Origin of the sequence: Streptomyces sp. NPDC059166, assembly GCF_042755185.1 — a bacterium.
In the GTDB taxonomy this organism is placed as follows: domain Bacteria; phylum Actinomycetota; class Actinomycetes; order Streptomycetales; family Streptomycetaceae; genus Streptomyces.
Map to the genome: position 1 here is coordinate 39,570 of NZ_JBHZCI010000030.1, position 13,069 is coordinate 52,638.

Consider the following 13,069-nt stretch of genomic DNA (forward strand, 5'->3'; position numbering starts at 1 on the left):
CCATTACGCAGGTCTAAGACTGCCATGCGCACGCCCTGCGGCCTGCATCGGCATCGGGATCCCGGTTCGAGCCCCGTCCAGGGCCGCCACCGTCCGGCGGGCGCCGGGGCTCACGACGGCGGCCCATTCCTGCGGAGCGTCGGCCAGCCAGCGGACGACGAGGGCCGCGAATCCGGGTACCTCCCCCGCGATCTCCACCAGAGCGCGGTCGAAGCGGGCGGCGCCCTCGGGCGTCCGCACGAGGAGCATCGCGGTGCGGTGCACCAGTGCGCGCGTGCGCGCCTCGGGACGCCCCGCCGCGCCGGCCGCGGCCGCCCGCAGGAGTGCGTCGAGGACCTCCGGGTCCCGCCCGGTGTCCTGCTCGAACCCCAGCAGCACCTCCAGCAGCTCCGCCCGCAGAGGGCCGGACGCGGGTGTGCCCGGGGCGGCGAGGACCCGGGCCAGTGCGGCGCGCACGGGCGGCGGGGCGGGGCGGTCCCGCAGCAGGCCCGTCATCAGGGGCAGGAGCAGCGCCCGGGCCGCGGGGCTGTGCTCCAGCCGGAGATCGACGTACTCGGCCGCCTGCGCCCCGGCGTCCCGCCCCGGACGGCTGTCGATGAAGCGGCGTACGAGTCCGGGTGCGTGCAGGGCGAGGGCGGGGGTGTCCAGGGCGGCCAGCTCCCGGAGCACGGTGTCGGCCGCCTCGCCGGGCAGCGAGAGCCGGGCCCCGAGCGCGGCGAGTACGGGTTCCGGGTGCTTCGGGAAGACCTCGGTCAGCAGGGAGACCGGAAGCCGTGGGTCACCGGCGGCGAACACCCGCAGAGCCTGGGGCAGGTAGCGGCCGCCCGTCCTCGGGTCCCGTACGAGGACGGTGAGCGCCTGCGCGTGCAGGACGGCGTCGTCCGGCCGGGCCAGCAGGGTGAGCGCGGCGCCCCGCAGCAGCGCGCGGTCGGTCTCGGAGAGGGCGGAGGCGGAGGCGGCGACGAGCGTGGCGTGGAAGGCGGCGGCGGCGCGGCGGCCGGGCCGCTCGTCGTCGCGCGCCCAGCGGTCGACGGCCCTGCAGAGCGCACCCGGCTCGTCCTCGGCGAGGGTGACGAGGAGTTCGGCGGCACGGGCGTGGCGGGTGTCGGCGAGGGCCTCGGTCAGGTCGTCGACGGCGAGGTCCCGGCGCGCGTACAGGAGCGCCTGCGCGGCCGAGGCCACGGTGAGCCGCATCGGCACACCCTCCTCGGCCGGCAGCGGGCTCTCGTCGCCGAACCAGCCGCAGAGCAGCTTCTGGACGGTCCTGGGGTGGGCCGCCAGGCGCCGGGACACCGCGTCGAGATAGCGTTCGCCGCCCTCCGGCCGGACGGTGGCGTCGGCGGGCAGGAGCCGGCGCAGGAGGTCGACGCGGTCGGTCTCCGTCAGCCGGATCCGGCACCAGAACCACGGGCCGAACTCCGCGTAGGGGCCGAGGGCCGCCCGGCCGCCGCCTGCCTGGGAGCGCCGGGTGATCCGCCCCGCCAGGACCCGCAGCACACCGAGGCAGGGACGGGCGTCGGCCACCCTGAGCAGGCTCTCCCTCAGCAGCCGGGCAGCCCACCACGCGGCGTCGGTGAGCCGCTCGGGCGAGCCGGGACCGGAGGGCAGGCGGTCCATCGCCTCGATCAGGTCCGCCATGCGGTGGGCCAGCGCGGCGGCCCCCTGCCTGCGCTCCAGCAGGAGCATCGCCTGGAGCACCGGGCCGATGCGGTGGCGGGGGACGGGCAGGTTGCGGGGCTCCGCCGGGTCCTGGGCCGGATCGGGCTCGGCGGGCGTCTCCCCCGCGTGCCAGCGGTGGACCAGGGCGTGCAGGGCGGCGTCCAGGTCGAGGTGGGCGCCCTGCACCCAGTCGCCCACCTCCTCGTGCGCGAAGCGGTACCCCGCTCCCGCCGGGACCAGCAGGCCCTCGGTGAGGACCGCGGAGGCCCAGCCCGTACGCCAGGGGAAGAGCTCCTCGAAGGCCTCCCGGTCCAGCTCGCCCTGGCCTGGGCCGAGGCAGCGCCTGGCGGCCTCGTGGACCTGCCCGGAGACCTTGGCCGCCAGTCTGCGGACCGCCGTGCCGCGCAGCGGGGGTTCGGCCTCGGCCCCGATCCGTACGGCGATCCGGACACAGCTGAGGTCCAGGTGGGCGGCGAAGACCTCCTCGGTGCCGGGCCTGCCCTCCACGTCGGGCGGCAGCGCGGCCCGTACCTCGGCGAGGAGCCGCAGGGTGAGGGGGTGCCGGTCGGCGCCGGGGGCGATCGACCCGGGCGGGACCGCGTACCGTTCCCTCGCCCGCTCGGCCTGTTCGGCCGTGAGGTCGGTGAGCCTGACCGAGGGCGGAAGTCCCCCGGCCGGCCGTTCCGGCCGGTGCAGCGCGGCCGGCGGGTAGAGCGCTCCGGCGGTCTCCCAGTGCTCGGGGCGGCACGCGACGACCATGCGCACGTCGTGGGCGAGGAGCCATTCGGTGGTCGCGCCGGTGTACCGGGCGAGCCGGTGGGCGAGCAGCGGGGGCATCTCCTCGGGGCCGTCCACGACGACGAGCAGCGGGTTGCCGGAGGCGGCGGCGAGCGCGGCGACCCTCTCCGGGGTGGCGGCCCTCATGTCGCCGGGTGCCCCGGCCGCCGTGATGATCCTCCCGGAGCGTGACAGGGCGCGGGCCATGGCGTCCGCGACCGAGGCGTCGTCGGCCAGCAGGTCGGCTCCGCGCAGCCAGAGGGTCAGAGCCGGCACGGGGCCGCGGGTCCGGCGGTGGGCCAGCGCGGCAAGTTCGGTGGTGCGGCCGGTCCCCGGTGCGCCGACCAGGGCGAGCACCGGTCCTGTGCCGGTCTCGAAGGCGGTGAACTCGGCGCTGGTCCTGGGCCGTTCGACGGTCTCGGGGTGTCCGGGCCCGGTGCCGGCATGGCCGAGCGACATCGCGGTCAGCTGCAGCGCACCGGCGAGGTTGAGGTCGCTGCCGTATCCGGGGACGCCGCTCGCGTTACGGCGTAGCACCTCGGCGAGCGGGCCGGGGACGTCCTCTCCGGTCAGCGGCAGGGCGAGTCCGGCGGTCTCGTGTCCGGCGCTCAGGGCGGTCGAGAGCACCCCCAGGACCGCTCCGGTGCGGGGGTCGGTCACCGGTCCTCCGACTGCGGCGCCGCCGGAGCGCAGCGCGTCCCTCCCGTCGGTGCCGAGGGCGAGTTCCAGCGCGTGGGCGACCGGGTGCTCGCGTCCGCCCTCGCGGTAGGTCGCCGGAGTGGTCCCGAGCACCCGGGCCTCCCGCCAGCCGTGGGCGGCGATCCTCACATAGGTGCCCGTGCCGATCTCCTCGCGTACGGCGATGGGGAGCGGTTCCGCGCCCAGCGCGTCCGGGTCTCCGGTGCGCAGCAGTGCGAGCCCCTGGGCGGGCAGCGCGACGATGTCGTCGCCGGTGACGGTGCGGCTACGGCCGTCGGCGCCGTGCAGGGTGAGAGCTCCCGGGCGCGCGACGGCCTGGTGCCCGGTGACGACGGTTCCCCGGTCGTCCGCGACGAAGCCGGTCCCCCGCGGCCGGCCGGCCTGATCGCAGATTCTCACAAGTGTCGACCGGTCCCCGCTGCCCATGGATCCGACCGTAGGTCCAGGCCGATCGGCACGGGAAACCCACGAGCCGAAAGCGCCCCCCTCACACCCCCCAGCCACTCCGAGCGCCCCTCCATAGGGGTGAATCGGAGCGATCCGGTGGACAGGGATGGTCGCGGGAGGGGAATCGTGGAGCGGGCAGACACCAGGGGGGTGCCCGCTCCACGACGGGACCGGTTCTGGTGCCGTCGACGGTGTAGCGCCTGAGCGCCGGTACGTGTCGCGGCCGCCCCGGGGCGCCCGTCGTTCCGGGCCTCGTCAGGCGAAGACGGCGAGGCTCCTGGCCTTGCCCTTCTGCTCCTCGACGAGCACCAGGAACTCCCCGTCGGGCCCGTAGACGCCGACGGGCCCGGGCGGGTAGGACGGCATGTCCAGCCGCACACCGTTGAGCAGGAGCTTGGCGCGCTTCTCGTCGACGTCCCACCGGGGGAAGGCCGACGCGGCCGCCTCGGCCACCGGCATCACGGTGAGCTCCTCCTGGTGCGCGTCGAGCGTACGGGCCGCGTCCAGGCCGTACGGTCCGACGCGGGTGCGCCTGAGGGCCGTCAGGTGACCGCCGACGCCGAGCCCGGCGCCGAGGTCACGGGCCAGGGCCCGGATGTAGGTGCCCGAGGAACACACCACGGAGACGACGAGGTCGACGACCGGTGTGCCGTCCTCGGCGACCCCCTCGCGGACGTCGTAGACGCGGAAGGACGAGACGGTCACCGGGCGGGCCGGGATCTCGAACTCCTCTCCGCCCCGCACGCGGGCGTAGGACCGCTTGCCGTCGATCTTGATGGCGCTGACCTTCGACGGGACCTGCATGATCGCCCCGGTCAGGGCCGCGACGCCTGCGTCGACGGCCTCCCGGGTCACCCCCGAGGCGTCGGTGGACGAGGTGATCTCGCCCTCGGCGTCGTCGGTGACGGTGTCCTGGCCGAGCCGGATCGTCCCGAGGTACTCCTTCTCGGTCAGCGCCAGGTGGCCGAGGAGCTTGGTCGCCCGCTCGACACCGAGGACGAGGACACCGGTCGCCATCGGGTCCAGCGTGCCGGCATGGCCGACCCGTCTCGTGCGGGCGATACCCCGCATCTTGGCCACGACGTCGTGCGAGGTGAAGCCGGACGGCTTGTCGACGATGACAAGTCCGTCCGGCGTCCTGTCCTGCTTGCCCTGCTTGTTCTGCGTCATGCGGAAGGCGAGTCCTCGTCGTTCTCGGCGGACTCGTCCTCCGGCTTGCGGTACGGGTCCGCGTCACCGGCGTAGGTGGCGCCCGACGACGCCTCACGGACCTTCGCGTCCGAGGCGCGTGCCCGGTCGAGCAGGTCCTCGATCGCCCTGGCGTTGTCCGGCAGGGCGTCCGCCACGAAGGCCAGCGTCGGGGTGAACTTGGTCCCCGCCGCCGCGCCGACCGCCGAGCGCAGGATGCCCTTGGCGCTCTCCAGGCCGGCGGCCGCGCTGGCCCGCTCCTCGTCGTCGCCGTAGACCGTGTAGAAGACCGTGGCCTCCCGCAGGTCGCCGGTGACCCGGGTGTCCGTGATGGTCACGTGCGTACCCAGACGCGGGTCCTTGATACCGCGCTGCAGTTTCTCGGCGACCACCACCTGGATGAGGTCCGCCAGCTTCTTCGCCCGCGCGTTGTCGGCCACTGGTCCGTCTCCTTCTCAAGCCTTGCTCAATCGTCTTCGTCGCTGTGCAGCCGCCGCCGTACGGACAGCAGCTCCACCTCCGGCCGGCTCGCGATCATGCGTTCGCACCGGTCGAGTACGTCTGTGAGGTGTCCGGTGTCCCCGGAGACCGCGGCAAGGCCGATCTCGGCCCTGCGGTAGAGATCCTGGTCGCCCGTCTCCGCGACGCTCACCGCGAATCTGCGGTGGAGTTCGGCCACGATCGGCCGGACGACGGAACGCTTCTCCTTCAACGACCGTACGTCGCCGAGGAGCAGGTCGAAGGACAGAGTCCCCACATACATGTGTGTCCGGATGTCCCGCCGGTTCGGGTTCGCGCCCCGCCATCGCTTGGCGGGGACACCAGAACCGTACACGGAACGGCCGGGGCCGATCGACGGAAATTCGACCCGTCGACCGGCCCCGACTGTGGTGGGGATCCCGGGGTGGTCCCCCCGGGATCCCCGTTGATCAGCCTCGCGGCTTCTCGCGCATCTCGTACGTCGCGATGACGTCGTCGATCTTGATGTCGTTGAAGTTTCCGAGGTTGATACCGCCCTCGAAGCCTTCGCGGATCTCGGTGACGTCGTCCTTGAAGCGACGCAGACCGGAGATGTTGAGGTTCTCCGCGATGACCTTGCCATCGCGCAGCAGGCGCGCCTTGGTGTTGCGCTTGACCTCGCCGGAGCGGACCAGCACACCGGCGATGTTGCCCAGCTTGGACGAGCGGAAGATCTCGCGGATCTCCGCCGTGCCGAGCTCGACCTCTTCGTACTCCGGCTTGAGCATGCCCTTGAGGGCCGCTTCGATCTCTTCGATCGCCTGGTAGATGACCGAGTAGTACCGGACGTCCACGCCTTCGCGCTCGGCCATCTGCTGCGCACGCCCGGCGGCGCGCACGTTGAAGCCGATGACGATGGCGTCGGAGCCGGTCGCCAGGTCGATGTCCGACTCGGTGACCGCACCCACACCGCGGTGCAGGACCCGGATGTCGACCTCTTCACCGACGTCGAGCTGGAGCAGCGAGGACTCGAGAGCCTCCACCGAACCGGACGCGTCGCCCTTGATGATGAGGTTGAGTTCCTGGACCAGACCGGCCTTGAGCGCCTCGTCCAGGTTCTCCAGGGAGAACCGGACACCCTTGCGGGCGAAGTTGGCGTTGCGCTCGCGGGCGGCACGCTTCTCGGCGATCTGACGGGCCGTACGGTCCTCGTCGACGACCAGGAAGTTGTCGCCGGCACCCGGGACGTTGGTGAGACCCAGGACCAGGACGGGGGTCGACGGACCCGCTTCCTCGACGTTCTGGCCGTTGTCGTCGAGCATCGCCCGGACACGGCCGTACGCGTCGCCGACGACCATCGTGTCGCCGATGCGCAGCGTTCCGCGCTGGACGAGGACGGTGGAGACGGCACCGCGACCGCGGTCGAGGTGGGACTCGATCGCAATACCCTGAGCGTCCTGCTCCGGGTTGGCCCGCAGGTCGAGCGAGGCGTCGGCGGTGAGGACGACTGCCTCCAGCAGCGCCTCGATGTTGAGGCCCTGCTTGGCGGAGATGTCGACGAACATCGTGTCGCCGCCGTACTCCTCGGCCACCAGACCGAACTCGGTGAGCTGACCGCGCACCTTGGTCGGGTCGGCGCCCTCGACGTCGATCTTGTTGACCGCGACCACGATCGGCACCTCGGCCGCCTTGGCGTGGTTCAGCGCCTCGATCGTCTGGGGCATCACACCGTCGTTCGCCGCCACCACGAGGATCGCGATGTCGGTGGACTTCGCACCACGGGCACGCATGGCGGTGAACGCCTCGTGACCCGGGGTGTCGATGAAGGTGATCTTCCGGTCCTCGCCGTTGACCTCGGAGGAGACCTGGTAGGCACCGATGTGCTGGGTGATGCCGCCGGCCTCGCCCGCGACGACGTTCGTCTTGCGGATCGCGTCCAGGAGTCGCGTCTTACCGTGGTCGACGTGACCCATGACGGTCACGACCGGCGGACGCGAGACCAGGGCCTCTTCGCCGCCCTCGTCCTCGCCGAACTCGATGTCGAAGGACTCGAGAAGCTCGCGGTCCTCCTCCTCCGGGCTGACGATCTCCAGGACGTAGTTCATCTCCTCGGCGAGGAGCCTGAGCGTGTCGTCGGAGACGGACTGCGTGGCGGTGACCATCTCGCCGAGGTTCATCATCACGGCGACGAGCGACGCCGGGTTGGCGTTGATCTTCTCCGCGAAGTCGGTCAGGGACGCGCCGCGCGACAGCCGGACAGCCTGCCCGTTGCCGCGAGGCAGCATGACGCCGCCCACCGACGGGGCCTGCATGGCCTCGTACTCCTGGCGCCTCTGACGCTTCGACTTGCGGCCACGACGCGCGGGACCACCGGGACGGCCGAAGGCACCCTGCGTGCCACCACGGGCACCCGGGCCGCCGGGACGGCCACCGAAGCCGGGACGACCGCCGAAGCCGCCGCCACCACCGGGACGGCCTGCGCCGCCACCGCCACCGGGACCACCGGGACGGCCGGCGAAGCCGCCGCCACCGCCACCGGGACCGGCCGGACGGCCCGCGAAGCCGCCGCCGGGACGACCGCCGCCACCGGGACGACCGCCGCCGCCACCGGGACCACGGCCACCGCCACCGGGGCCACCGCCGGGGCGGGGGCCCGCAGCGGGACGCTGCGGCATCATGCCGGGGTTCGGACGGTTGCCCGAGGGCGCGCCGCCCGGACGGGGAGCCTGCGGACGGGGCATGCCGCCCGGAGTCGGACGGGCACCGCCCTGGCCGCCCTGGGGACGCGGAGCGCCACCGGGACCACCCTGCGGACGCGGGGCGCCGGGGCGCTCCTGGCCGCCGCCGGGGCGCGGGGCACCGCCGGGACGGGGCGCCTGGGGGCGCGCCATGCCGGTGGAGCCGCCGGAGGTGAAGGGGTTGTTGCCCGGACGGGGACCGGCCGGACGTGCGCCGCCGGGGCGGGGTGCGCCCTGGCCGGCCGGACGTGCGGGACGGTCTCCGCCGCGCTCGCCGCCACGGCCGCCGTCACGCTGACCGCCGTCACGCTGACCGCCGGCCGGGGCCGGACGGGCGGGACGGGGGCCGGGGGTGGCACCGCTGGGACGCGGGGCCTGCTGCGGCGCGGCCGGCTGCTGGGCCGGGGCCGGGGCGGAGAACTCCGCCGCGGGCACCGGGTTGGCCGGTGCGGGCCTCGGCGCGGGCCGGGGGCCCGGACGGGGACCCGCCGACGGCGCCGAGGGCGCGGAGGGTGCCGCGGGGGTGCTGCTCGCCGGGGTCTCCGCGGCGGCCGGCTTGGGGGCCGGGGCGCCGGGCTTCGGGGCAGCGGGACGTGCCGCGGACGCCGGGGACGGCGCCGCGGGCTTCGCGGGGGCGGCCTTGCGAGGCGCGCCAGGCTTCGCAGCGGTCTTGCCGGCGTTGCCGCCGGGACCCTGCAGTGCGTCAGTCAGTTTGCGTACAACCGGCGCCTCGATCGTCGAGGACGCCGAACGGACGAATTCACCGAGTTCTTGGAGCTTGGCCATGACGACCTTGCTCTCCACGCCGAACTCCTTGGCGAGTTCGTATACCCGGACCTTAGCCACTTCGCTCCTTTTAGGTCCGGGTTACCGCCGGACCGTCGCTACTTCATGGGCGTACTCATCGCGTACTCATCGAGTGCTCATCGCAATCTCGACCTACTTCCAACTCGCGAGGTACCTGACCGCACGGGGACCCGTGCCGTTCACTTTTCCTACGGTGTCACCCGCTCGACGAACCGCTGCAGTGCCGCGGAGTCGAACGGCCCCTTGGCCTTGAAGGCCCGGGGGAAGGCCCTGCGGCGGACCGCCAGGCCGAGACAGACAGAGGCGGGGTGCACATACGCACCCCGGCCGGGCAGCGTACCGCGTGGATCAGGGACAACCTCTCCCTCGCCCACCACGATGCGCAGCAGTTCGCTCTTGGCCGCTCGCTCCCGGCATCCCACACAGGTTCGCTCGGGGTAAGCACGGGCTTGCGTCCGGCCAGACACGGCTAAGTCTACCTCCCCGCACCGACCTCACCCCTTTGGGGCAAAAATCGAACGGATGTTGTCGTGATCTCAGCGCCGGGACGCCGAGGAATATTCCCGGGAACCGCTCCAGGCCGGCGCGGTTCCCCTGACCTGCCCGGGGGTCAGCCCCGCTCGGACCGCTCCCGGGCCCGCTCGGCGCGCTCACGGTCGGCGACGTCACGCTCGGCGTCGGTCTCGGTGTCCGGGCGGATGTCGATGCGCCAGCCGGTGAGACGGGCGGCGAGACGGGCGTTCTGCCCCTCCTTGCCGATCGCCAGCGACAGCTGGTAGTCGGGCACGGTCACCCGTGCGGAGCGCGCGCCGAGGTCGACGACCTCGACCTTGCTCACCCGAGCGGGTGACAGCGCGTTGGCCACCATCTCAGCGGGGTCGTCCGACCAGTCGACGATGTCGATCTTCTCGCCGTGCAGCTCGGCCATGACGTTGCGCACGCGGCTGCCCATCGGGCCGATGCAGGCGCCCTTGGGGTTCAGACCGGCCCTGGTGGAGCGTACGGCGATCTTGGTGCGGTGCCCGGCCTCGCGGGCGATGGCCTCGATGACGACCGATCCGTCGGCGATCTCCGGGACCTCCAGCGCGAAGAGCTTCTTCACGAGGTTCGGGTGGGTACGCGAGAGGGTCACCGACGGACCGCGGACACCCTTGGCCACGCGGACGACGTACGTCCGCAGACGCAGCCCGTGGGTGTACTCCTCGCCCGGAACCTGTTCCTGCACGGGCAGGATCGCTTCCAGCTTGCCGATGTCGACGAGGACGTTCTTCGGGTCCTTGCCCTGCTGGACCAGGCCGGTGACGACGTCACCCTCGTGTCCCGCGTACTCGCCGAACGTCCGGTCGTCCTCGGCGTCGCGCAGCCGCTGCAGGATGACCTGCTTGGCGGTGGTGGCGGCGATGCGGCCGAAGCCGGAGGGCGTGTCGTCGAACTCCTTGGGCTCCTGGCCCTCCTCGAGCTCGGCGGGGTCGTCCTTCGCCCAGACCGTGACGTGTCCCGCGGCGTCCAGCTCGACGCGCGCCCGGCGGTGACTGCCGTCGGTGCGGTGGTACGCGATGAGGAGGGCCGACTCGATCGCCCCGACGAGCACGTCGAAGGGGATCTCCTTGTCCTGCGCCAAGCCCTTCAGAAGCTTCACATCGATGTCCACGGCTACGCCTCCTCTTCCTTCTTGTCCTTGCGGTTGAATTCGATCTCGACGCGCGCCTTGACGATCTCGTCGAAGGCGACCCTGCGCGCGGTGGGCTTGCGCCCCTTCACACCCGGCACTTCCAGGTCGAGGCCCTCGTCGTCCACCTCGAGGATGCGGGCCACCAGCTCGCCGCCCTCACCCAGGGTGAGCCGGGCCAGCCGGCCGGTGGCGCGTACGTAGTGGCGGTGCTCCGTCAACGGGCGGTCGGCGCCCGGCGAGCTCACCTCGAGTACGTACTCGCCCTCGCCCATGGCGTCGGTCTCGTCCAGCGTCTCGGAGATGCCGCGGCTGAGCTCCGCGCAGGCGTCGAGCTCCACGCCGTCCTCGGAGTCCACGACGACTCTCAGCACCCGCCGGCGGCCCGCCCTGGACACCTCGATCTCCTCGAGGTCGAGGTCCTTGGCGCTGACGAGCGGCTCCAGCAGTTCGCGCAGCCTGTCGCTCTGGGTGGTGCTCATCCGGGTGACTCCTCGGCCGCGTGTGCTGTTGTGGGGAACGTCGTGCGTCAGATCAAAGGGTATCCGGTCCTCAGGGGTGTTGCCGTCCGCCTCCCGCCCCGCCGCGGGTACGCTCACCTTCGGTGATCACTTCGAGTCAGAAACTGTCAGAAACCAGGCTGAAGGAGACAAGTGCGCCGCACGGGGACGACGCGCAGGAGTGCGCTCACCGCTACGGGCGCATTCGCCCTGGGTGCGGTGCTGACGGGCTGCGGGGACGGCCCCGAGCGGCCGAAGGCCTCCGGGGCGGCGGACGCGCGGGCCGCCTCGCTCCGCGCCGGCAAGGCCCTGCGGGCGGCGGCGGCCCGTGACAGCGCCGCCCTGCTCACCCGGTACGACCAGGTCTCGGCCGCCCACCCGGCCACGGAGGCGGGGCTCGCACCGATGCGCGATGCCGTACGCGAGCATCTGAAGGCCCTGGGAGGCACGGTGAAGCCTCCCGCGGCCTCCCCCGCCGCGTCCGCGCCGGCCCCCGACCCGCGGGGCGCCCTGCGGGAACTGGCGGGCGAGGAACGCCGGGTGGCGGACGCCCGGGCGGCGGCCCTGCTGACCGCCGACCCGGAGCTGGCCAGGCTGCTCGCCTCGGTGGCCGCCGCGGGCGCGGCCCACGCCTATCTGCTCAGCGAACTGGCCAAGGAGACCCCGGCATGACCCGATCGTCCCGGACGGCGGAGCCGGACACCGGCTCCGAGGAACCGCTGCGCGCCGCGCAGGCCGCGCTCGCCGCCGAGCACGCCGCGGTCTACGGATACGGGGTCCTGGGAGGCCGGCTGGACGGGGACCGCCGCTCCGACGCCACGGCCTCGGTCGACGCCCACCGGTCGCGGCGGGACGCGCTGTCGCGGACCGTGCGCGACCTGGGCGGTGCGCCGGTCGCCGCCCGCGCGGCGTACGCTCTGCCCTTCGCGGTGCGGGATCCCGCGAGCGCCATGCGGCTCGCCGCCCTCCTGGAGGACCGGGTCGCGGGCGTGTACTCCGACCTCGTCCGGGCCGCCGAGGGGCCGTTGCGGCAGGACGCCGCGGGGGCGCTCCGGGAGGCCGCGGTACGCGCGGTGCGCTGGCGCGGCACCGGCGTAGCCTTTCCCGGTCTCACCGAGAGGGCCGATCCGCCGGACAACACGGCGGAGGCCGGGGCCACGGGTAGAACGCACTGAGCACGCTCTGAAAGGGAACAAGGCACGTATGGGTTTCGAACCGCCGCAGCGTCTGGTGCGGGCGCTCGGCGAGACGTACGGGGACGCGGCCGCGGCCGCGTGGCTCGACCGGCTCCCCGCACTCGCCGACGACGCGCTGTCCGCGCTCTCGGTCTCGCCGGACCGGGTGTGTGCTCCCGGCGGGCGCACGAGCCTCGTGCTCCTGGTGCACCGGGCGGACGGCACACCCGCGGCACTGAAGGTCGCTCCGGCGGGCGCCGAACCGGCGCTCGAAGGAGCGGCGCTCGCGCACTGGGGCGGCTGGGGCGCCGTCGGGCTCCTCGGCGCGCCGGAGGGCGGGGCCCCAGGTGACGCGCTGCTGCTGGAGCGTCTCCACCACGAGGTGTCCCTGCGCTCGCTGCCCGAGGCCAAGGCCCTTCTGGAGGCCGCCGGCACGGTACGGCGCCTGTGGGTGGAACCGCCGGCCGGGCACGCCTTCGAGACCGTCGCGGAACGCACGGGCCGCCAGGCGGAGCCGATGCGGGCGGCCGCGGTACGGGACCCCGCACTCGAACCGCTCGTACGGGCGGCCGTCGAAGCGCGGGACGAACTGGTCCTGGAGTCCCCCGAGGACCTCCTGCTGCACGGCAACTTCCGGCAGAGCAAGGTCCTGTCGGGCGAGCGTGCCCCGTGGCTCGCGGTCGGCCCGGAACCGCTGACCGGCGAGCGTGCGTACGACCTGGCACGCCTGGCACGCGACCGGGTGGAGGACCTGGTCGCGTCACCCGGTGGCGCGGCGACGGCCCGTCGCCGGGTCAGGAAGCTCGCCGACTCGCTGGAGGTGGACCAGGCGAGGCTGCGCGGCTGGACGCTGTTCCGAGCCGTCGAGTCCGGCACGCGGGCCCTGACGGCGGGGCGGACGCAGGACGGGGAGCTGTCCCTGGAGTTCGCCGGCTGGCTGTAGGCACGAGC

11 protein-coding genes are annotated in these 13,069 nt (G+C 73.5%); 3 read left to right on the plus strand and 8 right to left on the minus strand.

Translation table 11 applies throughout. The annotated features are described in order from the left end of the window. Positions 1-3: 3 nt before the first annotated feature. The 8 genes from ACFXOA_RS22290 to rimP form a co-directional block, all read right to left on the minus strand. On the minus strand, positions 4-3,561 hold the full coding sequence (locus ACFXOA_RS22290) for a trypsin-like peptidase domain-containing protein (protein WP_385031198.1): 3,558 nt from the start codon (positions 3,559-3,561) through the stop codon (positions 4-6). A 276-nt stretch (positions 3,562-3,837) separates the two neighbouring features. After that, the gene (gene truB, locus ACFXOA_RS22295) at positions 3,838-4,752 is read right to left on the minus strand and encodes a tRNA pseudouridine(55) synthase TruB (protein WP_385031201.1); all 915 of its coding nucleotides are present in this window, start codon (positions 4,750-4,752) and stop codon (positions 3,838-3,840) included. Next, positions 4,749-5,210, minus strand: coding sequence for a 30S ribosome-binding factor RbfA (gene rbfA, locus ACFXOA_RS22300; RefSeq protein ID WP_362551393.1), 462 nt, complete (start codon positions 5,208-5,210; stop codon positions 4,749-4,751). Before rbfA ends, truB begins: the two co-directional genes overlap by 4 nt. 26 nt (positions 5,211-5,236) lie before the next feature. Next, positions 5,237-5,533: a DUF503 domain-containing protein gene (locus tag ACFXOA_RS22305; protein ID WP_362551395.1), complete on the minus strand. Its 297-nt coding sequence runs from the start codon at positions 5,531-5,533 to the stop codon at positions 5,237-5,239. A 166-nt stretch (positions 5,534-5,699) separates the two neighbouring features. After that, entirely contained in the window at positions 5,700-8,813 is a 3,114-nt protein-coding gene (gene infB, locus ACFXOA_RS22310) for a translation initiation factor IF-2 (RefSeq protein ID WP_385031204.1), read from the minus strand. 149 nt (positions 8,814-8,962) lie between these two features. Then, positions 8,963-9,241, minus strand: coding sequence for a YlxR family protein (locus ACFXOA_RS22315; RefSeq protein ID WP_385031207.1), 279 nt, complete (start codon positions 9,239-9,241; stop codon positions 8,963-8,965). 143 nt (positions 9,242-9,384) lie between these two features. Then, positions 9,385-10,425 carry a transcription termination factor NusA gene (nusA, locus tag ACFXOA_RS22320; protein WP_362668784.1) on the minus strand — a complete coding sequence of 347 codons (1,041 nt, stop codon included), beginning with the start codon at positions 10,423-10,425 and terminating at the stop codon, positions 9,385-9,387. 2 nt (positions 10,426-10,427) lie between these two features. Next, positions 10,428-10,925 carry a ribosome maturation factor RimP gene (gene rimP / locus ACFXOA_RS22325; RefSeq protein ID WP_385031210.1) on the minus strand — a complete coding sequence of 166 codons (498 nt, stop codon included), beginning with the start codon at positions 10,923-10,925 and terminating at the stop codon, positions 10,428-10,430. Between the two features lie 171 nt (positions 10,926-11,096). Between rimP and ACFXOA_RS22330 the strand changes: the two genes are divergently transcribed. Genes ACFXOA_RS22330 through ACFXOA_RS22340 form a run of 3 tightly spaced genes read left to right on the plus strand, consistent with a single transcriptional unit; the run spans position 11,097 to position 13,061 of the window. Further along, complete coding sequence (locus ACFXOA_RS22330; protein WP_385031213.1) at positions 11,097-11,615, plus strand: hypothetical protein; 519 nt, start codon at positions 11,097-11,099, stop codon at positions 11,613-11,615. Further along, on the plus strand, positions 11,612-12,118 hold the full coding sequence (locus tag ACFXOA_RS22335) for a ferritin-like domain-containing protein (RefSeq protein ID WP_385031216.1): 507 nt from the start codon (positions 11,612-11,614) through the stop codon (positions 12,116-12,118). The genes ACFXOA_RS22330 and ACFXOA_RS22335 overlap by 4 nt, the downstream gene beginning before the upstream one ends. Before the next feature lie 28 nt (positions 12,119-12,146). Continuing rightward, positions 12,147-13,061 (plus strand): aminoglycoside phosphotransferase family protein, encoded by a 915-nt coding sequence (locus tag ACFXOA_RS22340; RefSeq protein WP_385031219.1) that lies wholly within the window; start codon positions 12,147-12,149, stop codon positions 13,059-13,061. Positions 13,062-13,069 lie beyond the last annotated feature (8 nt).

Coding starts and splice junctions, on each gene's coding strand:
- ACFXOA_RS22340 (WP_385031219.1), top strand. CDS start 12,147: ATGGGTTTCGAACCGCCGCAGCGTCTGGTGCGGGCGCTCGGCGAGACG.
- truB (WP_385031201.1), bottom strand. CDS start 4,752: ATGACGCAGAACAAGCAGGGCAAGCAGGACAGGACGCCGGACGGACTT.
- rimP (WP_385031210.1), bottom strand. CDS start 10,925: ATGAGCACCACCCAGAGCGACAGGCTGCGCGAACTGCTGGAGCCGCTC.
- ACFXOA_RS22335 (WP_385031216.1), top strand. CDS start 11,612: ATGACCCGATCGTCCCGGACGGCGGAGCCGGACACCGGCTCCGAGGAA.
- ACFXOA_RS22305 (WP_362551395.1), bottom strand. CDS start 5,533: ATGTATGTGGGGACTCTGTCCTTCGACCTGCTCCTCGGCGACGTACGG.
- ACFXOA_RS22290 (WP_385031198.1), bottom strand. CDS start 3,561: ATGGGCAGCGGGGACCGGTCGACACTTGTGAGAATCTGCGATCAGGCC.